Here is a 22,371-nt window from a genome sequence, read left to right on the forward strand (position 1 = left end):
GTTTGGCATGACCCGCGCGATGCGGCGGGCAGAATCAGGAAGGGAACAGCTTGCTCAGGCAGCTGAGTTTTTTCTTATAGGAACGTCGCGCTTGCAGCGCCTCATCCAGGGTGACCGCTTGGAAGCGGGCCTTCTGGTTGGGTTGCATCTGGCCGATCAAGTCGAGGTCGGCGCTGATCACCGTGCCAATCATGGCGTAGCCGCCACCGGACACCGCGTCGCGGTGCAACACGATAGGTTCCAGCCCGGCCGGAACCTGGATCGAACCGATCGGGTAGCAACTGTCGACGATATTCGACGGGTCCGAGCCTGCACCGAACGGCTGCTCACGCGGCTGAAAGCTCAGTGCACTGCCGCCCTTGAAGCGATAGCCGATGCGGTCGGCTTCCGAACCGACTGTCCAGGGCTCGGCAAAAAAACTATCCGCTGCCGCTGGCGTCAGGCGCTCGTAATACAGACCCGGCACCACACGCAGGGTGATTTCGCCACCCAATGATTGCCGCAGGGCCATGGGCAAACTGGCCCCGGCGCGGCTTTTACCGCTGGCGATACCGACGGGCAGTTCATCACCGGCCACCAGCCTGCGCCCCTGAAAACCACCGAGTGCGCCCAACGCATAGGTGGAGCGACTGCCCAGCACCACCGGCACATCGATGCCTCCGGCAACCGCCAGATAGGCGCGCGCGCCGGCCTTGGGGAAGTCAAAGCGCAGCACTTGCCCGGCCTTCACCGAGAACGCCGTGTCGTGGTGCATTTCCACACCATCGACACGGGGCGTCATGTGCGCACCGCACACCGCCACCAAGGCGTCTTGCTGAAACTCCAGCTCCGGCCCCAACAGCGTGCATTCCAGCGCTGCCGCCCCTGCCGGGTTGCCGACCAGTTGATTGGCCGCGCTCAGGGCGTATTGGTCGAGCGCACCGGAGGGTGGAATGCCGAGGTGGTAGTAACCTTCGCGGCCCAGATCCTGTACCGATGTGGCGAGACCGGGTTTGAGTACCTTGATCATGCCAGCACCTCCTGCAACGACTTGGGATAGCCAACGGGGTCGGCCAGGAATGCGTCCAGCGAGAACGCCACCGGACGAATCCGCAGATCGAAACGCCCCGCTTCCACTTCGGCGACGGCGTGGTCATACGCTTCGCGGTCCATCGGTTTGAACTGGACGATGTCGCCCGGACGGAAAAACACCATGTGCTCTTTCAGGTACGCCAGGGTTTGCTGTGGGTCGTAGATCGGTGCCGGCGTGACACCAAACATCTGATAACCACCGGCGCCACGCACCGAGTAGATGCAACCGAAGCAACCGCCGTGGCCGAGGGTCAGTTTCGGGGTGTCGGTACGGGGTCGCAGGTACTTGGGCACCTGCAATTGACGCTCGCGCTCGACCATCTGGAACATGAACGGCAGGCCCGCGACGAAGCCGACCATCGAGACAAACCACGGCGCGCCACTGTGGGCGGCAATGAAGGCTTCGACGTCCGCCAGGCCGTTGATGCGCGCGGCGTACTCCAGGTCCGTCGCGCTCGGGTCCTGATGACGGTCGCGAAAACGCATCAGGGTTTCATGGGTCCAGGGATCGTTATAGAGCACCGGAATCTCGATGATCCGCGTCTGCAACGTGCGTTCGGCGACCGCCCCGGCCTCGGCGATTTTCACCGCTTCAAGCAGGTCGAAAGGCGCAATGCGATCCGGATCAAACCGAATCTGGAACGAGGCATTGGCCAGGCACACATCAAGCACGCCATCCAGCGCCAGACGCTCCACCGCGCGGGTGACCGCCAGGCCTTTGAAGAAGGCTTCAAGGGACATGCTGTCGCTGACTTCGGCGAACAAATGCTCATCGGCGCCAAAACTGTAACGGATAGGATGACTCATGCTTCACCTCCGCTGCGGCGCTCGGCCAGCCAGGTTTCCAGGGTGCCGGTGTGGAAGTCGGCGCTGTGCAGCCACGGTTGTTCCAGCAATTCGCCGTGCAGCGCCAAGGTGCTGGCCATGCCGGTGAGAGTGGTCTGTTCCACCGCCGTGCGCGCGCGGGCCAAGGCTTCGGCACGGTCGCGACCGTGGACAATCAGCTTGGCCAACAGCGAGTCATAGTACGGCGGCACGCGGTAGCCTTGATAGAGATGGGTGTCGACACGCACCCCCTGCCCTAGCGGCCAGACCAGCGCCTCGACCACGCCTGGGCTGGGGAAGAAGTCCCGCGCCGGATCTTCAGCGTTCAGGCGCATTTGCAGCGCGGCGCCGTTGAGCCGGATGTCACTTTGCTTGAAGCCCAGCGGCTCGCCACCGGCAATGCGCAACATCGCCTGGACCAGATCGATCCCGGTGATCAGCTCGCTGACCGGGTGCTCCACCTGAATCCGCGTGTTCATCTCGATAAAGAAAAACTCGCCCGTCGCGTCGTCATACAGGTACTCCAGCGTCCCGGCCCCCTTGTAGCCCAGCGACTCGGTGAGGCGCACGGCGCTGGCACAGAGCGTCTCGCGTTGTTGCTGGCTGAGTGCCGGCGACGGCGCTTCTTCAAAAATCTTCTGGCGCCGACGTTGCAGCGAACACTCGCGCTCGAACAAGTGCACGGCGTGCAGGCCATCGCCCAACACTTGCACTTCGATGTGCCGGGCCTTGCTGATAAACCGCTCCAGGTACACCGCGCCATTACCAAATGCCGCCTGGGCTTCACGCTGGGAACGGGGAAACTCCTCGCTCAGTTGCCGGGGGTTTTCAGCCAGGCGAATCCCCCGCCCGCCGCCACCGGCCGAGGCTTTGATCAGCAGTGGGAAGCCGACGGATTCGGCCGCCTCGAGTGCCGACTCGACGTCAAACAGTTCACCAGGGGACCCCGGCACCACCGGTACGCCCGCCGCTTGAGCCGTGCGTCGCGCCTCGGCTTTATCGCCCATGCGCCGGATCGTCTCCGGGCTCGGCCCGACGAAAATAGCGCCGGCGGCGATGACCGCCTCGGCGAAGTCGGCGTTCTCCGAGAGAAAGCCATAACCGGGATGGACTGCATTGGCCCCCGTGGCTTTCAAGGCGCCGAGCAATGCTGCGACGTTCAGGTAACTTTTGTCGGCGCGGGCGGGACCGAGCAGGTGCACCTCATCGGCCATGCGCGCAGCCTGGGAGTCGATGTCCGCTTCGCTGCACGCGGCGACGGTGGGGATGCCCAGTGCTTTGGCGGCGCGGATAATCCGCACGGCAATCTCGCCACGGTTGGCGATCAGTAATTTACGAATGCCTTGAGTCATGATCGCGCCCTCACTCGTCGTCGAGTGTTGCGACAACCTGACCCGGTTCCACCGGATCGCCGTCTTCGACCAGAAATGCGCCAAGGCGACCGGCCGTCCCGGCGGTCAGTTCGGAAAACTGCTTCATGACCTCGATCAGGCCAATCACCGTGTCGGCGTTGACCTGCGCGCCCTCCTCGACGAAGTTCGCCGACTCGGGCGTGGCTTTGCGGTAGAAGGTCCCGGGTAATGGGGTGATGACAGTGTGTTCGGCCATGTCTGTTCCTCTTGGAATAGTTGTAGAAAGGCAGGCAAAAATAAATCGGTGTTCAAACCCTGGCGTCTGTGTACCGGGTGTTTCGTGCTGATTCAGCGCGGTGCGCGAACCTTGATCCCGGCGCTATCGAGTGCGTTACGCGTGGCTTCGACCAACGCCAGAGCGCCCGGCGTGTCGCTGTGCAAACAGATGGAATCGAATTCGATCGCCAGGTCCTGACCCTCGACGGTGCGCACCACGCCTTCCTGACAGGCACGCAGCACCCGCGCGGCCACCTGGGCCGGATCGTAGGCGCGCACGTTGCGGGTGAAGACGATGGAGCCGCTGAGGTCGTACTCGCGGTCGGCGTAGAACTCGCGGATGACCGGTTGACCGAGTTCCTTGGCGACGTGCCAGATCACTGAATCGGGCATGCAATACAGCAGTAACCCAGGCTCCAGACGCCGCAGGTTTTCCACCAGCAAACGGGCGGCCTCCTCATCCCGCGCCAAGTGCATGTAGAGCGCGCCGTGGGGTTTGATGTGTTGCAGCGCCACCCCTTGAACCCGGGCGAGTTCACGCAGGGCGCCCAACTGGTAGAGCATGTCGTCCACCAGTTCCTGGGCCGGCGCATTGATGTGCCGACGGCCAAAACCCACCAGGTCGCGAAACCCTGGATGCGCGCCGATGGCGACGCCCAGGCGCTTGGCCTGTTCCACCGTGCGGCGCATGGTGCTGGGGTCCCCGGCATGAAAGCCGGTGGCGATGTTGGCCGAACTGATGAAGCCCATCAGCTCATGGTCGACGCCATCGCCGATGGTCCATGGACCGAAGCCTTCGCCCATGTCCGAGTTGAAATCTACTGCCTGCATGACACTTGCTCCTGACGCTTGTGACTTCATGCAAGCCACGTTAGATTCCTCTCAACCCCTTGGGAAGATCTATTATCAGATGGGCCATCTTCTGAAAAACAGATAGCCTCTGAAAAACAGATACCCAAAAGTCCGGAGTGCTCATGTCACTGACCCTGCGCCAGGTCCGCTATTTCGTCGCCACCGCCGAGATCGGGCAAATTTCTCAAGCGGCCATTCATTTGAATATTTCCCAGTCGGCGGTGACCACGGCGATCAAGGAACTGGAAGGCATGCTCGGCACCTTGCTGTTCCAGCGTTCGGCCCAGGGCATGAGCCTGACCGATGCCGGGCGGCATTTTCTCAATCGGGCCTATGTGATCTTGCGCAGCGTCGACGACGCTTTGAACAGCCCGCTGCCCGACGTCCGCGCCAGCGGGCGGCTGCGCCTGGCCGCCAGCTACACGGTGATCGGGTACTTCCTGCCGCACCATCTGCAACGGCTGGAACACTGGCACCCGGACGTGGCCATCGAAGTCCACGAACAAGAACGCCAGGCCATCGAACAAGGTTTGCTGGAAGGCCGATTCGACATGGCGGTGGTGCTCACCGCGAACCTTACTCACCCGGACATCGTCTCGGAAATCCTGTTCAATTCCGAACGCCGGCTCTGGCTGCCCAGCCACCATCCGCTGTGCGAACGCTCCGCCGTCAGCCTCGCCGACGTGGCGAAGGAACCCTACATCCTGTTGACCGTCGACGAAGCCGAACAAAGCGCCATGCGTTATTGGGAACACGCGCACCAGCAACCCAACGTGCGCGTGCGAACCAGCTCCGTGGAAGCGGTGCGCAGCATGGTTGCCAATGGCAGCGGCGTGGCGATCCTCTCGGACCTGGTGCATCGCCCCTGGTCGCTGGAGGGCAAACGCATCGAAACCCTGACGGTCACCGACAAGGTCACCCCCATGAGTGTCGGCCTGGCCTGGCATCGTGAACGCAATTTCAGCCCGGCCATGCAAGCGTTTCGCAACTACTTCCACGATGCCTTTCTGGCGCCGCAACAGTTATCTGCGCGACGTTGAAAGAAGATGGCACTACGGGGCTGCTGACTGCTCGCCAGACAAGCGGGTGATTTGGACTTGTCTGTTTGCAGCAAGGGATCGCCTTAACTACCTGTCGATAGTTCTTGCGAGCGCCGATAGGCCGCTTGCGTTGCCGCTTCAATCAAGCGGCGAAGCGCCTGGTCCTGCTCGAAGACGGCAATTGCCGCTGCAGTCGTGCCTTTGGGCGAGGTGACGGCGGTGCGTAAATCGACAATGTTCGCGTCTTCCCGGATCTGCTGGCAAGCGGCGCCAAAAGCGGTCTGGCTGGCCAGGTCAAGCGCCAATTCGGGCGCCAGTCCGAGAAGGACTCCGGCCTGGGCCAAGGCTTCACTGAACAGGTGGTAGTAGGCCGGGCCACTGCCTGAAATAGCGGTGACTGCATCAAGCTGGCGTTCGTGCTCAAGCCAGTAGCTGCGCCCCACGCTGTCGAACAATCGGCTGACCAAGGCACGGCGCGCGCCATCGAGCCGCGAATCGGTGTATAGCGCTGTGCAACCGGCATTGACCAGCACCGAGGTATTGGGCATGGCGCGAATCACCGGACAGCGCCGGGAAAGAGCATGATCCAAGGCTTCGGTGGTGATACCGGCGGCGACTGAAATGACCACCGCGCCCTGGCAGATAATGTCGGGCAGGGACGCCGCGACGCTGCACACTTTGTCGGGTTTGACCGCGATGACAATCAGTTCGAATGCCTGTTCCGGAACAGCTTGCATATCCTCGTACAAGGCTGCCCCAAGACCGGGAGGCTGGTGCGGGTCAATGGCGCTGACGGTATCCACCAGACCCGTTGCCAGCCAGGCTTCTCCGATGGCGCTGCCCATACGTCCGTAGCCAATAAAAAGAACGTTCATGGTGTGTTCTCCCAGTCAGTCGCATGACTTGTTTCAAAAAAGATGCATCGTGTCAGCTCAGGCTTTGCGCTTGGCTGAAATCGAAGAAGCGGTGGAAATCAGCAGATCGGCGTAGCGTTGCATATCCCGCTCCGCGACCCAGCGCGAGCGCGACACCGCCACGTTAACCGCGCCAATCCCGCGCCCCGACCCATCCAGAATGGCCGCGGCAGTAGAAACATCACCGTAGAAGAACTGGTCCTCGACATGGGCAAAACGTTGCTGGCGGACCTGCTCCACGTGTGCCCAGATCTGCCCACGGTCGGTGATGGTGGCCGGGGTGTGCTGGACAAAATGACTGCGGTCGAAGATATCGTTGACTTCGTCATCCGGGTAGGTGGCGAGCAGCGCCAGGCCGGGTGCGGTGCACCACGCGGGCAGGCGCGTACCGACAATGACGTTGGCATTGAAGACGTGACGACTGACGATCCGCTGGACGAAGACAATGTCTGTGTTGTCCATGACGGTGAGGTTGGTCGCTTCTTCGGTTTCCGCGCTCAGTTGCTGCAGATAGGGCGCAGCGCGGTTAACCAATTCGCTGGAGCTGAGGTAGTGGAAGGTGAAATCGAGCAGCTTGGGGGACAACTCGTATTTCTTGCCATGGTCCTTGTTCAAGTAACCCAAGGTGGCGAGCGTATAGGTGAAGCGTTGCGCTGCGCTGAGGTCCATGCCGGTCAGCCCGGCAATTTCCGATAACGACAATTGCCGTTGGCTGCCATCGAAGGCCATGAGTACTTTCATGGCTTTCTCCACGGATTGCACGTACAGCGAGGAAGCAGTGGGATCAGTTACCGTTTTTTTCGGCAAGCGGGGATTAGCCATGGGTACGTTACATCGCGTAGTGAATGAAATAGTGGGGGTTGTACGACATAGTCTATCGCTATTCACTGAATGCCTGTCGCTTGGCGCGAACTCATGACCAAATCCTTGGTGTCCCCGCGTGAGCTTGGCGCTACGGGTTTTGCCCCTGCCGGTCCCACGCGCCTTCGATGGTTCGCGCCAACAGGTGCTTCTTGATCCGCTCGCTGGGCGTCATCTCGAAACTGTCGATCCGCTGGTAGTAACGCGGTTGCTGGTAAGACGCCAATCGCTGGCTCGCCCATTGAACGACGGCGGGCCAATCCGCGACCGCGTTATCCTCGAACTGGACATACAGCAGGATCTCCTGCTCGCCAATCTTCGATTGCACGCCCACGGCAGCACAGGCTTGCACCGCAGGATGACTGCTGAAAACGCGCTCCACTTCCCACGCCGAGACGTTCTCACCGCGTACTCGCATGCTGTCGGTGCGTCGTCCGACGAAAAACAGATCGCCGTCGGCATCGAAACGGGCCATATCGCCGGTGTGCAACCGTCCGTTGCGCAGCGCCTGTGCGGTGGCCGTGGGGTTATCCAGATAGCCGGGGAGAAAAACCCCTTCGACGGGACTGGACAAAACGATCTCGCCCAACTCCCCAACGGCCACCGGCTGGTTCTCGGCGTCCAGCAGCTCGACCGTCAACCAGGGCAAAGCCTTGCCCACCGAACCCGGTTTGTTGTTGGCGTTGAGGGTGGCGAAACTGGCGCACTCGGTCATCCCGTAGCATTCGCGCAATCGGCAGCCGAAGCGTTTTTCGATAGCCGCCCAGTTATTCAGCGACACCCCGGCCCCCCACAGCGTGCGCAGGCTATGCCGCATTGGCCACGTGGCGGGATCCTGTTGCATGAGGATATCGAGCACCCCGCCCAGATAATGCATTTGCGTCGCCCCGACCGCTTCACATTGGGCCCAGAACCGGCTCGCGGAGAAGCGTTGCACCACATTCAATTGCACGTCGGCCAGAAACGGCAGCAACAACATCTGCGCGCCACCGATGTGGCACAAGGGTTCCCATAGCAGCAGACGGTCGCCCGCTTGCACATCGGCCACCAACAGCACGGCCTCGCCGGCGATGCGCATCATGCGATGGGTGAACATCACACCCTTGGGCGCCCCGGTCGTGCCCGAGGTATAGATCAGGCATAGCGCGGCATCACTGTCGCTGTCGACCCACTGCAGTGGAACATCCGCGCAGGCCTGGGCGGCACGGTGCAGTGCATCGATCGACTGGTACGGCAGAGCGCCTGCCGCACCTTGTCGCAGCAGCGGCTCAAACTCGTCGTCAGCCACCACCAACTCGGGCCTGGCATGTTCGAACGGGTAATCCAGACCCGGACCGCGCAACCGGGTATTGATCGGAATCCACACCAGCCCGGACAGGATCAACGCGTAGATCAGCACAATCTGCTCGTCGCTGTTGCCCAGCATCACCGCCACCCTTTGCCCGGGCTTCAGCCCCTGCGCGGCCAGCACAGCTTGCAGCGCCGCCACCCGCGCGCGCAGTTCGGCCGTTTGCAGCGAACGCCCCTCGAAGGTGATGCGCACCCGGCTGTCATCGTTCATCAGGCCTGCGTGGATCAGCGGCGCGGCGGTCAATTGGTCATTCGCAATGCGCTGCGGAAAATATTCGCTAGGAAAGTTATGCATCGTTCAGGCGCCTTGGCGTTTGGAAAGAGAGCGTCGCGCGACCCATTGGGCAACCACAACGAACAGCACAATGAAGCCCAGCAGCGTGGTGGAAACCGCGGCCAGCGTCGGTGTGAGCGCCAACTGAATGCTGTCCCACATTTGCTTGGGCAGCGTGGTGTTGATACCGCCACTGACAAAGATGGCGACAGTCAGGTCGTCGAACGAGGTAATGAACGCCAGCAGGAACGCCGACATCAGGCTGCCCGCCATCAGCGGCAGGGTCACCGTGCGCAACCGGGTGAAGGTGCCGGCGCCGAGGATGCGTGCAGCATCGTCCAGGCGCATGTCGTATTGCCGGAACGCTGCCGCGAGGGTCACCACCACGTAGGGCAACGCCAGCACCGTATGGCCCAGAACCAGGCCCAGGTCCTTGCCGGCCAGGCCCAACCGCGAGAACAGGTAAAGCAGCCCCAGGGCAATCACGATACGCGGCACGATCAGGGGCGCGATGAACAGCGCAAACAGGCCTTTGCGCCAGCGTGCCGACATGCGGGTCATGGCCATGGTCGCGCCAAACCCGAGCACCAGTGCCAGCAACGCTGTCGCCAACCCCACACCGAAGGAGCGCAACAAGGCCGCCTGCCACACCGGGGAGGTGAAAAACTCGGCAAACCATTTGAAGCTGTAGAGCTTGGGCGGGAAAGCAATGAATGGACTGCTGGTAAAGGCCAGGGGAATCACCACCAACACCGGCAAAATCAAGAGCAAGACCAGCAGCACACTGTAGCCGGGCAGCATCACCCCATCACCGCCCCGCTGACGCCCGGAACTGAACCGCGAGCAGACATGGCCGATGGCGAACAACAGGCGCAGACCCAGGCCAGACTGGCGGCCCTTGGGTGCCTCTCCGCCAAGGGAGGACAGCCCGGCGACCCGGTCGTAGATCACGAACACCAGCAACGAACAGATCAGCAGCACGACCGACAGTGCCCCGGCAAAGTGCATGTCGAACAGATCGAGCACCGAGGAGATCACCAACTGCGCAACCATCATTTCCCGCGGCGAGCCCAGCAGCGCGGGGACGATGAAGAAGCCCAGGCTGGTAATGAACACCAGCAGCGCGGCAGCGGCGATGCCCGGCGCCGACAATGGCAGGAAGATGCTGAAGAAGCTCATCGGGCCGCTGGCGCCGAGGGTTTGCGCGGCGGGCGCCAGGCGTTGATCGATACTGCGCATGATCGGCAGCAGTGTGATGACAGCCAACGGCAGCATCGAGTGAACCATGCCGATCAGCACGCCGGACAATGCCGGCACCATCCCCGACGGATTGTCGATGAACTGCGCCACCATGGTGGTGACCAGTCCCTTGCGCGACAGCAACAGCATCCAGGCGTAAGTCTTGACCAGATAGCTGGTCCAGAATGGCAGCATGATCCAGATCATCCAGCGCTCGCGCCCCCTGGGCGACAAGCGCGTCAGCAGATAAGTCACCGGATAGGCCAACAGCACTGAAAGCATGGCGGTGAGTGCCGAAATCCAGAAGGTGATTCCCAACACCCGGCCATACACCGGGGTCGAAGCGATGCGCTCGAAATTGCTCAGGCTCAGCTCGCCGCTGGTGTTCTGGAAACTGCCCATCAGCATTTCTGCTACCGGCAACAGAAAGAAAACACCGAGGAACAGCAGCGCCGGGATCGCCGGCAACAGGCGTTTAGGCAGGCTCATGGGTGCACCTGCGCAGGCAACAAGGTGGCACGGTGAGCGTCCCAGGCGATTCCGACGTCATCCCCGACACGAGGGGTGATATGCCGAGCGCAGCGCACGCTGAACCGGGCACCCGAAGGCAGCCGGATCAAGGCACGCGTATCGCTGCCCAGGAAAACGCATTCGTCGACACTGCCCACCAGTAACCCCGCGCCTGGCTCGGTCAGACGCGCCGCTTCCGGGCGCACCAGGACGAAGGCGTCGTTGCTGTCGACATTGGCCGACACTTCATGCCCGACACAGCCGCTGAGTTCAAGCAGGCGCCCTTCGACATGCAACTGAGTGGCGTTGGCACGCTTGCCCTGCAGCACGTTGGAGTGACCGATGAACTCGGCGGCGAACAGACTGGCCGGACGATCATAGAGCTCCTGCGGCGTGGCCAGCTGTTCTATGCGCGCCTTGTTCATCAGGCAAATGCGATCAGACAGGGTCAGCGCTTCTTCCTGATCATGCGTGACATAGATGAAGGTGGCCCCCAGTTCCTTGTGCATGCGGCGAATTTCCAGCTGCATGTGCTCACGCAGGTTCTTGTCCAGGGCGCCGAGGGGTTCGTCGAGCAGGATGACCGAAGGCCGATAAGCGAAGCAGCGCGCCAGGGCAATACGCTGCTGTTGCCCGCCGGAGAGTTCGCTGGGATATCGATGGGCGAACTCGTGCATGCGCACCATGTTCAGCGCATCGTCGACTGCGCTTTCGAGCTTGCGCTTCTCGTACTTGCGCATGCGCAGACCGTAAGCAACATTGTCGCGCACACTCATGTGTGGAAACAGCGCATAGCTCTGAAACACCAGGCCGATGCCGCGTTTGCCCGGTGCGATGTGCGTGGCCTCCTGGCCGTCGATCAGCAATTGCCCGCTGCTCGGCGGCACCAGCCCCGAAATCATCTGCAGCAGGGTCGATTTGCCTGAGCCTGAAGGCCCCAGCAGGGTCAGAAACTCCCCTTCGCGCACCTGGATATCGGTGGGTTGCAGCGCGACGAACTGGCCATAGGTCTTGCCCAGCCCACGTGTTTCAAGTTTTACGCTCATGCAACGACTCCCTTACGACAAGATCCAGGCGTTGAAACGTTCAGTCACCTGAGTACGGTTCGCTTCCCACCATTGGGGACTGGGCAGGCGCATGTTTTTCAGGTTCTGCGGCGCCGTCGGTAGCAGCGCTGCCCGTTCGGCGGGGATTTGCTCGAAGGACTTGCGATTGGTCGGGCCGTAGGCCAGGTCATCGGTGAACGCGGCCTGGCGCTTCGCATCAGCGCAAAAACGCACGAATTGCTTGGCCATGTCAGCGCGAGGGGTACCTTTGGGAATGGCCCACCCTTCAATGGAATACAACCCCTGGTTCCAGACGATCTGCACCGGAGCACCGTTCTCCAGGGCGGCCTGGGCGCGACCGTTCCAGATCGAAATCAGGTCCACTTCACCACTCTGAATGGCTTGCATGGCCTGGGCCCCGGAGGTCCACCACAGGTCGATGTGCGGCTTGATCTTGTCCAGACTTTTGAAGGCTCGATCGACGTCCAACGGATACAGCGCGTCCAGCTCCACGCCGTCTGCCAGCAAGGCCTGTTCCAGGGTATCCAGCGGACTGCGGCGAAGGCAGCGGCGGCCCGGGAATTTCTCGACGTTCCAGAAATCCGCCCACGATTGCGGGGCATTGCTGAGGGTATCGGTGCGATACGCCAGAACGGTGGAGTACACATCGACGCCCAGGAAATTCGGGGTGATGGCCTCGGGCAGCAAGTCCGGAAACTCCGCGCTGCTCAGGCCGATAGGTTCGAGGAACCCCTGGCTTTCCAGATAGGGAATGTCCGCGGAAATCGTCAGGGTCGTGACATCCCATACGAAGTTGCGGGTCTTGACCATGGCCGAGAGCTGCGCGACCGGCTGCGCTTCGCGGGCGACGCTGATCACCTTGATGCCAGTGGCTTGTTCAAACGGGTCGTAGAACGCTTTGCGGTAGGCCTTGGTATAAGGGCCACCGGGGTCGGAAACAATAATCTGGCGGTCGGATGCACGCACAACGCTCGGCAAGCTGCAGGCCAGCGCGAGGGTCATGCCTGCCTTGAGCAGATTTCGACGGTCAGGGCTTTCTGGGTTGCTCATGAAGGACTCCTGCGAAAAACGAAAGCATCGATAAAAGGCGAAGACATCGGCAGTTCACAAGGTCGTGGGGGTTGCCGGTGAGGGTACATTGCCGCCGCCGTGCGCATTGTTGTAGCCACCGGCCGTGCAGGCCAGTGGCGAGTTTCGGGTTGTTAATCAGGCCTGTTTGGCCCGCTGTTGGAAAAACGCTTCCATCATGCGCGCAGGCTCTCCCGAGTCGTACGCCTCTTTCTGCAAGCGCCGGCCGGCTTCAATCGAGTTCTTGAAATCGGGGTCGCTCATCTCGCGAAAGCGCTGCTTGTCCAGGCGCATGGCGACCGGTGGCTTGTTCGCCAATTCGTTGGCCACTTGCAGGGCTTTGGCGAACACTTCGTTGGCCGGCACCATGTAGTGAATCAGGCCGATGCGATGGCACTCTTCGGCGTCCATCAGGCGTCCGGTCAAGGTCAGCTCGATGGTCCGCGACATCCCCAGCATGCTGTTCATGATCCATGGCCCGGTGGTACTTGGAATGCCGGAATTGATCTCGGGCTGACCCATACGCACACCCGGATGACCGACCCGGATATCGCCCAGCAACGCGACCTGGAACGCAGAGCCGGCGGCAGTGCCGTTCAGTGCGATAACCAGTGGCTTGGACAGACCCCGCAGGGTGGCGTAGTAACGCTCCCATTCACCGACCCATTGCACCGCGTGCTCACCATCAAAATCATGGGCTTCGGAGAGGTCTTGCCCCGCCGAAAAGGCACGATCCCCAGCACCGGTCATGATCAGCGCCTTGATAGACGTGTCAGCGTCGTAAGCCAGCAAGGCATCAATGATTTCGTTGCGCATCGCCGTGGTCCAGGCGTTGAGGACTGCCGGACGATTGAGGGTGATAACTGCCACGGAACCTTGAGTTTCTAGCACAATGTTTGACATGGTTATCTCTATGCAATAGTTAATGTCTAATTACGATATTACTAAATTGATTTACCCGCAAGCAGAAAGATCGTGCTCGAGGTGGGTCATCTGAGGGGTGTGCTAATCGGGAGCAATTTCGGGCGATGGCGTGCCTTTCGGCAACGGCGGCGAGATAGCGCGACCGGCTACGAGGTCTACTGAGAGGAGGTGTTCAAGAAAGCCTGGCCGAGCCTCGTGCGCAGATCGACCATTGGGCAAACCTGTTTCAATAAGCACTGGCAAGCCAGGACGAGCGACTGATTCGCCAGGCGCACGAACGCATCTCGCGCCTGGTAGGCGGTATAGGGCATTTGCGCGGCGACGAGACTCGGCAGAGCTTGTAGTAAACGGGGTTGCCCGCTTACCACTTGCTCAGTTTTTCAAGCCATCAGTCCAGCTGTTGACGCACGGCCAATTCCACGCCGCGGATTTCTGCCAGGCCCTTGAGGCGACCGATCAGCGAATAGCCGGGGTTGCTTTTACGGTACTGATCGTCGAGCAGTTGATGCCCATGGTCCGGACGCAGCGGCAAGCGCGGGCCGCCTTCGCGTTCACGCCTGCGTTCTTCTGCCACCAGGGCACTGATGACCCCGACCATGTCGACGTCGCCGTCCAGATGATGGGCTTCGTGGAAGCTACGCGGGTCGGCCTCTCGGCGGGTTGAGCGCAGGTGGGTAAAGTAGATGTACGGCGCAAAGTGCTTGGCCATCGCCACCAGGTCGTTGTCTTCCCGTACGCCATAGGAACCGGTGCAGAACGTCAGGCCATTGGCCGGGCTTGGGGCGGCGTCCAGCAACCATTGGGCGTCTTCGGCGGTGGACAGGATGCGCGGCAAGCCGAGCAGCGCCCGGGGTGGGTCGTCCGGGTGGATCGCCATGCGTACGCCCACTTCCTCTGCAACCGGAATCACCGCGCGCAAAAAATACCCCAGGTGTTCACGCAACCTGGCTTCGTCGATTTCGGCGTAGGTGCGTAACAAGGCCCGGAAGTCTTCCAGGCTGTAGTGTTCCTCGGCGCCAGGTAAACCGGCGATCAAGGTGTTGACCAACGATTCGGTCTGGGCTGGCGTCAGTTGCTCGAAGTAGGCCTTGGCCTGCTGGATATCCTCGGCGCTGTATTCGGCTTGCGCATCCGGGCGCTGGAGGATGAACAGGTCGAACGCGGCAAATGCGGTTTGATCGAAACGCAGCGCCCAACCGCCATCCGCCAACTCCCAGGCCAGGTCGGTGCGGGTCCAGTCCAACACCGGCATGAAGTTGTAGCACACGATATCGATGCCGCAACTTGCAAGGTTGCGCACGCTTTGCTGGTAGTTGGCGATGTACTCGTCACGCCGGCCGCAGCCGCGCTTGATATCTTCATGCACCGGAATGCTTTCCACCACCGACCAGCTCAAGCCGGCGGCTTCGATCATCTGTTTGCGCGCGGCGATGGCCTCCACCGGCCAGACTTCGCCATTGGGGATTTCGTGCAACGCGGTGACGATACCGGTCGCACCGGTTTGGCGGACGTCCGCCAGGGAGATCGGGTCTTTGGGGCCAAACCAACGCCATGTCTGTTCCATGTTTTTCTCCTTTCTTGTTAATTGTGTGCAGCAAAGGTGTGCAAAAGACTGCCTATGCCGTCGCGGGCCAGGTCGCCATAGGCGCGTTGCACGGCATCGCGAAAGGCTGCGCGATCGGACAACACGGCCGGGAAAACCTCGTCCAGATCGAGAAAGGCATCCACCAACGACGCGCCTTCGAATCTTCCTGCGAGATCGGCAAAGGTCGCGCTCAAGGGGTCGTCAATAACGTGCGCGGAACCGTCGGGCAGCGGCTGCGTGCAATAGTGAATCCATGCAGCGATACCCAACGCGGTGCAGGCCAGGCCGCGTCCCTCGTCGAGCAACTGCTGTGCGCCGAGCAACCAGCGTTGCGGCAGTTTCTGCGAGCCGTCCATGGCGATCTGGCGCAGGCGATGTTGCAGGCTGTCATTGGCAAAGCGCGCCTTCAGATCGTTGGCATAGTCCGCAAGATCGATGCCCGCCGGCATGTCCAGGGTGGGCGCCGCTTCCTGGGCCATGTAGCGCTCGATGAAGTACGCCAGATCCGCATCGTTGATGGCATCGAACACAGATTCGTGGCCGGCCAGCAAACCCACGTAGGCCAGCAACGAATGGCTGCCGTTGAGCATGCGCAGTTTCATCGTTTCAAACGGGCGTACGTCGTCCACCATCTGTACGCCTTCCACCTCCCAATCCGGACGCCCGAGAGGAAAGTGATCCTCGATCACCCATTGGCTGAAACTTTCACAGACCACGGCCGCACGGTCGTGGCAGTCAAGTTGCTGTTCCAGCCGAGCGAAGGACTCGCCATCCATGGCGGGGACGATCCGGTCAACCATGCAGCCAGGGAACGCCAAGTGGTCGTTGACCCACTGCGCCAACCCTTCGTCCTGCATCGCCGCCAATGCGCTCACTGCCTGGCGAGTGCGCTGGCCGTTGTCGGGCATATTGTCGCAGCACAACACGGTGAACGCTGGAATGCCTGCGGCGCGACGGCGGCGCAGGGCTTCGAGGACAATGCCGGGCGCTGTGCGCGGTGCTTGCGGATGGGCGATGTCATGGGCAATCGCCGGGTCGTCAATGCGCAACTGCCCGGTGGCAGGGTTAAGACAGTAGCCTTTCTCGGTGACGGTGAGCGTGACGATCCGCGTTTGCGGCGAGGCCATGCGCTGCAACAGCAATTGCAGCTCATGGCCGCCCTCGCCTACATATAAGGCCTGGCGCAATACACCGATCTCACGCAGCGTCACCTGCTCGCGGTCGCGATACTCGGCCACATGGTAGCGGCCATCCTGCTCGCGCAATTGATCAACCAATGTGCGGTTCGAGCGCAGGTTCGCGCTGCACAATCCCCAATCACTTTCGCCATGGCGGTTGAGATGGCGTTGCAGGTAGACCGCCTGGTGGGCGCGATGAAACGCCCCCAGGCCAAGATGCACGATGCCGATTTCAGGGGCAGGGCTGGTAGAGGGCACACGTTTCACAACAGGCATCGACAAGCTCCTTCTGTTTATGACTGGTTATTGTTGGTTCAGGGCCGAAATGGGTTGCGGGCTTTGTGCCTGCGAGTGACCGGAATCCGCCGCCGAAAGGGGTTTGACATAGCGCGCCACACACACGGCGCCGATCACAGTCAAGAGTCCCGCCAGCAGGAACGCACTGGTGAACGAACCGGTAAATTGCACCAGGAAGCCGGTCAAGGTTGGACCAATGATGCCCGAGGTGTTAGCCAGAAAATGCATGAAGCCACTGACACCACCCACCCGCGCCGCAGGCACGGTGTCCTGGATGATCGCCCAGTAGATCGCACCGGTGAGGTACAGGAAGAACACTGCCAAGGCGACGAGGATGACCGCCGGATACAGGGTTTTGACGATCCCGGCAAAGGCGATACACGCGGCGCAGACCAACAGGCAAGTCACCAGTACCACTTTGCGGGAGAACATCATCCGCCCGGTTTTCTTGAACACGAAGTCGGAAATGAAACCGCCCAAGGCCAAACCGAGGAAACCCAGAAGCCAGGGAATGACTGTGGCGATGCTCATGTCCTTGACGTTCAGGCCGTGGGCCATGGTCAGGTAGCTGGGGAACCAGGTCAGGAAGAAGAACAGCGTGTAGTTATAGGAAAAGAATGCCAGCGCGGTGTACAGCACCGTCGGTTGCTTGAGGTAATAACGCAGCGGATGAACGGGCAGCGCCGCAACGTCGCTCTTGCCCTCGGCCTGCAGAATCTCCTCGGCGACCTTGCCTTGAGGCTTGTCCTTGACGAACTTGAACCACACCAATGCCCAGATCAGGCCCATCACCATAATGATGATGAACGACACCTTCCACCCGTAACTGATGGCGATAAAGCCCACCACCGGCCCTGAAATCGCGCCGCCCAACGGTGTGCCGGACATCGAGGTACCCAGCGCCCGCGCCCGTTGTTTCGGGGTGTACCAGTTGTTGACCATCTTGCTCGTGGTGACGCTCAACGGCCCTTCACCCATGCCGAACAGGATGCGGATGAACACCAGCGAGGCGAAGCCTATCGTCAGCACCGTGAGACCGCTGAACAGCGACCACAGCACCATTGCCAGCAACAGCGTGGTTTTCGCGCCGTAGCGGTCGGCTGCCCAGCCGCCGACAAAGTTGAACACCGCATAACCGACGAAAAAACTACTGAAGATCATGCCCATCTCACCCGTCGAAAGACCATAGTCTTTCTGGATGAACGGGGCCGCAACGGACAATGCCGAGCGATCCAGGTAGTTGATGACGCCTGCCAGGAACAGCATGATGATGATTAACGTGCGACCTTGACCAAACATTGGAACCTCCCGCTTTTTGTGTTTATTTCGGTGAGGGTGCCCAGGTGGGCACGAGTATTTACAAAATGACTATTGATCAGCGCCGCTCAGTTCCACGAGGACCTTGCGGGTCTGTTCGGGATGGCTTTCGATCAGCCCGATTGCCGCCGGCATTTCGTCGAAGCTGACGCGATGACTGATCATTTCCTGGACTTGCAATTTGCCGCTGGCGATCAATTCGATCACCCGTGGGAACTTGCGATTGTTCAGGCGCGATCCCACCAGCGTCAGCTCTTTCTTGATCATTTCCAGCTGCACCAGGTCGCTCGGCACCGCGTTGAAACCCAGCAAGCCGATGCGCCCCGCTGGCGAGGCCAGGCGCACCATTTGCGGCATCAGCGCCGGAATGCAGGCCGCGTCGACGATCAGCGGCACGCCTTCGCCATGGGTCAAATCGCGCAGGGTTGCCTCGACGTCCACATCCTTGCCGTTGAGGGTGCGGCTGGCGCCCAGGGCCTTGGCAGTCTCCAGGCGTGTATCGATGACGTCGGTCACGGTGATATCGGTCAGCCCCAGCGCCCGGGCCATTTGCACCAGCGTCAGGCCAATCACGCCCGCGCCGTAGATCAACAGGCTGTCACCCGGGTGAGGCTGCATGCGATCGAGCACGTTGAGGGCGATGGAGTAAGGTTCCACCAGCGCCGCGTGGCTCAACGACATCGAGTCAGGCAAGCGGTGGGCATTGTCGGCCGGCACACAGACTTGCTCACTGAAACCGCCATCGCGGTGTACGCCAATCACTTGCAGTCGAGTGCAGACGTTCGGCCGGTTGATCCGGCACGGGTAGCAGGTGCCACAGCTGATTACCGGGTCGATGCACACGCGGTCGCCGACCTTGAGGCTCTCGACCCCCTCGCCCACTTCGCGCACCACGCCTGAGAACTCATGGCCGGTCACCCGTGGAAAACGCACAAAGGCGTTTTGCCCGTGGATGATGTGCATGTCCGAGCCACAGATACCGGCGTAGGCGACGTCTACCTTGACTTCACCACGCGCCACTTGGGGCACCTCGACTTGCGCCAGGCCGAATTCAAAAGGTGCTCTTACTTGAAAAGCTTTCATCGGGTAGCTCCTGCCAGGGCGGGTGGCGCCCTGTGTCCTTGATAGTTATTGATCAGCCAGAACAGCGGTTACCAGTGCCAGAGCGTGCCGTCTTCCAGGCGATTGACCGGCAGGCTGGCGCGTTTGTAGGGGTATTTCGCCGCCAGGTTCTCGTCGATGTCGACGCCATGCCCGGGGATTTCGCCGGGGGTGAAGTGGCCATCTTCAAAGCGATAGGCGTGGGGAAAGACTTCGTCGATACGTTCGTCATGGGGCATGTGTTCCTGGATGCCGAAGTTGGGCACCCAGGTATCGAAATGCAGCGCCGCGCCCATGCACACCGGCGACAGGTCGGTGGCGCCATGAAAGCCGGTGCGCACCTGATAGAGCGCGGCAAAGTCGGCAATGCGGCGCACATGGGTGATGCCACCCGCGTGCACCAGGGTGGCGCGGATGTAGTCGATCAACTGTTCCTGGATCAGCTCGCGGCAGTCATGAATGGAGTTGAACACTTCACCCACCGCCAGCGGCGTGGTGGTGTGTTGGCGGATCAGCCGGAAGGCTTCCTGATTCTCGGCCGGGGTGCAGTCTTCGAGCCAGAACAGGTTGAATGGCTCAACCGCCTTGCCCAGGCGCCCCGCTTCAATGGGCGTAAGGCGATGATGCACGTCGTGAAGGATGTGCAAGTCATCGCCGAAACGCTCGCGAACGGCGGCAAACAGCTTGGGCACATGGTTCAGGTATTTGGCGGTGTCCCACACATGTTCGGCAGGCAGGTCGCTGTCGGCTGGTTCATAACGCTCACCGCTGCGTTTGGCCACGCCATAGGTGGTGGCGATGCCGGGAATCCCGCATTGCACGCGCACCGCCTTGTAACCCAGCTCGACATGACGAGCGACTTCGTCCAGACAACCTTCGATGTCCTTGCCCGTGGCATGCCCGTAGACCATCACCCGCTCGCGGCTTTTGCCACCGAGCAACTGGTACAACGGCATCTTCGCAGCCTTGGCCTTGATGTCCCACAGGGCGATGTCCACGGCGGCAATCGCGGTCATGGTCACCGGGCCACGGCGCCAGTAGGCCCCGCGATACAGGTACTGCCAGATGTCCTCGATGCGCTGGGCATCGCGACCGATCAGTGCTGGCAGCACATGTTCTTCAAGGTAGGCGACCACCGCCAGTTCCCGGCCGTTCAAGGTCGCATCGCCGATGCCGTAGAGGCCGCAATCGGTGACAATTTTCAGGGTGATCAGGTTGCGACCCGGGCAGGTAACAATGACGCGGGCTTCAATGATTTTCATAAGATCAGGCCTCTGCAGCAGAAGAAAATGAAGGCATGTTCAGACTGGGCATGGCGGTGCTGGGGATCAGCGCACCGCGATGCTGGACGACTTGGGCCGCCAGTCGATGACCCCAACGCGCAGCCAGTTGTGGATCACCGCCTTGCAGGCGACACGAAAGATAGGCCGCGCTGAAGGAGTCGCCCGCCGCCGTGGTGTCGACGATCTGCCGCACCTGCTCGGCAGGCACTTCGAAACGACCTGAGGCGCACTGGATCAAACACGAAGCCACGCCACGCTTGAGAGCGACTTCACCGACGCCAAAATCCGCGTAGGCGCGGAACAACGCCTCGACATCGGCATAACCGAACAGTGCAGCGTCGTCCTCCCAGGTAATCAGCGCCAGGTCAGTCAGGCGCAGCATGTCGCCATAGGCCTGGCGCGCAGCCTGGGCATCGGGCCACAGATGGGGACGGTAGTTGTTGTCGAAGACAATGCGGGTGCCGGACTCACGGGCCAGGCGCAAGGCGTGCATCAGGCGCTCGCGACCATTGGCCGTGAGAATCGCCAGGCTGATGCCACTCAAATAGACGTAGTCGTAATCCGCCAGGACATGCAACACGGTGTCTGCTTCAAGACCGTCAAACATGTTTCGCGCTGCGGCTTCGCCACGCCAGTACAGAAAGCGTCTTTCGCCTTGGGCGTCGGTCTGGATGAAGTACAACCCCGGCAGCGCATCCTCGATCACGCGCACATGTTGGTCGCCGACGCCTTCGTCGCGCCACAACTGACGCATTGAGTCACTGAAGCTATCGGCGCCGATGGCGGTGACGTAGTCCGCGACAATCCGGGCGGTCGGATTCAATCGGGAGAGATAAACCGCTGCATTGAGCGTGTCGCCACCGAAGGTCTGGCTGAAACCCGAGACTGGCTCGCCGCGCATCTCGATCATGCACTCGCCCACCAGCGCCACTTTGAGGGGACGGGGTGAAACGGTTTGCGGGCATTGTCCTGGAATTACCTTCATCACTGTGCGCCTTTGTTATTTTTAAAACGGCGTTTCATTTTCAAGCTTGTGGCCGAGTTTAGTCAGATTTCCTCTACCGTCAAGAAAAATGAAACAGCGTTTTGATTCGCCAGCGTATATCCTTGGGTTTTCCGTTTCCGTTGGAGCCTTCATGGACAACAACACCATCCAGAACAACGAACTGGTCTCCGCCGTCGGCCGGACCATGGCCGTCCTCGAGGCGCTGGCAGAGCATCCCGAGGAAAGCGGCGTATCGGAAATCGCGCAGAAACTGGACATGTCCAAAAGCACGGTTTACCGCTTTTTGCAGTCACTCAAGGCCCGCGGCTATGTGGTTCAGGATGCAGAGGATCGCTATCGGCTCAGCGTTCGGCTGTTTGAACTGGGCGCTCAAGCCCTGCCCCACCTGGACATCGTCCGCGAGGCGGAACCGGGCATGCGGCGCATCAATGAATTGACCGGCGAGACCGTGCACCTGGGAATTCTCGACGAAGGCAGCATCGTCTACGTGCACAAGATCGACTCCAAATACAACCTGCGCATGTACTCGCGCATCGGCCGACGTGCGCCGCTGTACTGCACCGGTATCGGCAAGGTATTGATGGCGTGGCTGGAGCAGCCCGAGCTGATCGCCCACTTGCAGGAAGAAAGTTTCGAGCGCCGCACCGCCAACACCCTGACCAGCATCGAGGAGTATCTGCAAGAACTGGAAGTGGTTCGCGCCCAGGGCTATGCCGAAGACCATGAAGAATTCGAAGACAATATGCGCTGCCTGGCCGCACCGATCCGCGACCGTTTTGGCCATGTGATCGGTGGCATGAGCGTGTCATTCCCCTGCTTTCGCTTTCGCGAAGAACTCAAGCAGGACTACGTCAAGCGGCTGATGGAAGCCACGCAGCAGATTTCCCGGCAATTAGGCTGGCATGGGAAGTAGCGGACGCAAATAGGACCACCTTGTCATTTGCCAAGGCTTAGGGCAGGGTCGATAACATTGACACTTCT

At 60.9% G+C, this 22,371-nt stretch carries 20 protein-coding genes; 2 read left to right on the top strand and 18 right to left on the bottom strand.

What is annotated here, in order from left to right:
- Positions 1-34 precede the first annotated feature (34 nt).
- The 5 genes from ACA062_RS22025 to ACA062_RS22045 form a co-directional block, all read right to left on the bottom strand.
- Positions 35-1,009 carry a 5-oxoprolinase subunit C family protein gene (locus ACA062_RS22025; protein WP_497452991.1) on the bottom strand — a complete coding sequence of 325 codons (975 nt, stop codon included), beginning with the start codon at positions 1,007-1,009 and terminating at the stop codon, positions 35-37.
- On the bottom strand, positions 1,006-1,878 hold the full coding sequence (locus tag ACA062_RS22030) for a 5-oxoprolinase subunit B family protein (RefSeq protein ID WP_497452992.1): 873 nt from the start codon (positions 1,876-1,878) through the stop codon (positions 1,006-1,008). The genes ACA062_RS22025 and ACA062_RS22030 overlap by 4 nt, the downstream gene beginning before the upstream one ends.
- Positions 1,875-3,248 carry an acetyl-CoA carboxylase biotin carboxylase subunit gene (locus ACA062_RS22035; RefSeq protein WP_497452993.1) on the bottom strand — a complete coding sequence of 458 codons (1,374 nt, stop codon included), beginning with the start codon at positions 3,246-3,248 and terminating at the stop codon, positions 1,875-1,877. Before ACA062_RS22035 ends, ACA062_RS22030 begins: the two co-directional genes overlap by 4 nt.
- Positions 3,249-3,258: 10 nt before the next feature.
- A complete protein-coding gene (locus ACA062_RS22040; protein ID WP_128869342.1) occupies positions 3,259-3,504 on the bottom strand; it encodes an acetyl-CoA carboxylase in 246 nt (81 codons plus the stop codon).
- A gap of 92 nt (positions 3,505-3,596) precedes the next feature.
- Positions 3,597-4,355, bottom strand: a complete 759-nt coding sequence (locus ACA062_RS22045) for a 5-oxoprolinase subunit PxpA (protein WP_497452994.1) — start codon at positions 4,353-4,355, stop codon at positions 3,597-3,599.
- 143 nt (positions 4,356-4,498) lie between these two features.
- Here ACA062_RS22045 and ACA062_RS22050 point away from each other — a divergent pair, with 143 nt between their 5' ends.
- Entirely contained in the window at positions 4,499-5,416 is a 918-nt protein-coding gene (locus ACA062_RS22050; RefSeq protein ID WP_497452995.1) for a LysR family transcriptional regulator, read from the top strand.
- Positions 5,417-5,499: 83 nt separating this feature from the next.
- On the opposite strand, the gene proC is transcribed toward ACA062_RS22050, so the two are convergent.
- The 13 genes from proC to ACA062_RS22115 form a co-directional block, all read right to left on the bottom strand.
- Positions 5,500-6,291, bottom strand: a complete 792-nt coding sequence (gene proC / locus ACA062_RS22055; RefSeq protein WP_497452996.1) for a pyrroline-5-carboxylate reductase — start codon at positions 6,289-6,291, stop codon at positions 5,500-5,502.
- A 57-nt stretch (positions 6,292-6,348) separates the two neighbouring features.
- Positions 6,349-7,152 carry an IclR family transcriptional regulator gene (locus ACA062_RS22060; RefSeq protein WP_497452997.1) on the bottom strand — a complete coding sequence of 268 codons (804 nt, stop codon included), beginning with the start codon at positions 7,150-7,152 and terminating at the stop codon, positions 6,349-6,351.
- 130 nt (positions 7,153-7,282) lie between these two features.
- Entirely contained in the window at positions 7,283-8,836 is a 1,554-nt protein-coding gene (locus tag ACA062_RS22065; protein WP_497452998.1) for an AMP-binding protein, read from the bottom strand.
- Between the two features lie 3 nt (positions 8,837-8,839).
- Complete coding sequence (locus tag ACA062_RS22070) at positions 8,840-10,543, bottom strand: ABC transporter permease subunit (protein ID WP_497452999.1); 1,704 nt, start codon at positions 10,541-10,543, stop codon at positions 8,840-8,842.
- Positions 10,540-11,610: an ABC transporter ATP-binding protein gene (locus ACA062_RS22075; protein ID WP_497453000.1), complete on the bottom strand. Its 1,071-nt coding sequence runs from the start codon at positions 11,608-11,610 to the stop codon at positions 10,540-10,542. The genes ACA062_RS22070 and ACA062_RS22075 overlap by 4 nt, the downstream gene beginning before the upstream one ends.
- A 12-nt stretch (positions 11,611-11,622) precedes the next feature.
- Entirely contained in the window at positions 11,623-12,681 is a 1,059-nt protein-coding gene (locus ACA062_RS22080) for an ABC transporter substrate-binding protein (protein WP_497453001.1), read from the bottom strand.
- Between the two features lie 156 nt (positions 12,682-12,837).
- Complete coding sequence (locus ACA062_RS22085) at positions 12,838-13,602, bottom strand: enoyl-CoA hydratase/isomerase family protein (RefSeq protein ID WP_497453002.1); 765 nt, start codon at positions 13,600-13,602, stop codon at positions 12,838-12,840.
- Between the two features lie 409 nt (positions 13,603-14,011).
- The gene (uxuA, locus tag ACA062_RS22090) at positions 14,012-15,187 is read right to left on the bottom strand and encodes a mannonate dehydratase (protein WP_497453003.1); all 1,176 of its coding nucleotides are present in this window, start codon (positions 15,185-15,187) and stop codon (positions 14,012-14,014) included.
- 17 nt (positions 15,188-15,204) lie between these two features.
- Positions 15,205-16,662, bottom strand: coding sequence for a mannitol dehydrogenase family protein (locus ACA062_RS22095; RefSeq protein ID WP_497453004.1), 1,458 nt, complete (start codon positions 16,660-16,662; stop codon positions 15,205-15,207).
- A gap of 27 nt (positions 16,663-16,689) precedes the next feature.
- Positions 16,690-17,982 carry an MFS transporter gene (locus ACA062_RS22100; protein WP_497453005.1) on the bottom strand — a complete coding sequence of 431 codons (1,293 nt, stop codon included), beginning with the start codon at positions 17,980-17,982 and terminating at the stop codon, positions 16,690-16,692.
- A gap of 69 nt (positions 17,983-18,051) precedes the next feature.
- Positions 18,052-19,083 (bottom strand): Zn-dependent oxidoreductase, encoded by a 1,032-nt coding sequence (locus ACA062_RS22105; RefSeq protein ID WP_497453006.1) that lies wholly within the window; start codon positions 19,081-19,083, stop codon positions 18,052-18,054.
- Between the two features lie 68 nt (positions 19,084-19,151).
- Entirely contained in the window at positions 19,152-20,363 is a 1,212-nt protein-coding gene (manD, locus tag ACA062_RS22110) for a D-mannonate dehydratase ManD (RefSeq protein WP_497453007.1), read from the bottom strand.
- 4 nt (positions 20,364-20,367) lie between these two features.
- A complete protein-coding gene (locus ACA062_RS22115; RefSeq protein WP_497453008.1) occupies positions 20,368-21,369 on the bottom strand; it encodes a sugar kinase in 1,002 nt (333 codons plus the stop codon).
- A gap of 151 nt (positions 21,370-21,520) precedes the next feature.
- Here ACA062_RS22115 and kdgR point away from each other — a divergent pair, with 151 nt between their 5' ends.
- Entirely contained in the window at positions 21,521-22,303 is a 783-nt protein-coding gene (gene kdgR / locus ACA062_RS22120) for a DNA-binding transcriptional regulator KdgR (RefSeq protein ID WP_497453009.1), read from the top strand.
- Positions 22,304-22,371: the final 68 nt, after the last annotated feature.

The sequence above is a fragment of the Pseudomonas sp. LBUM1679 genome (assembly GCF_059695565.1).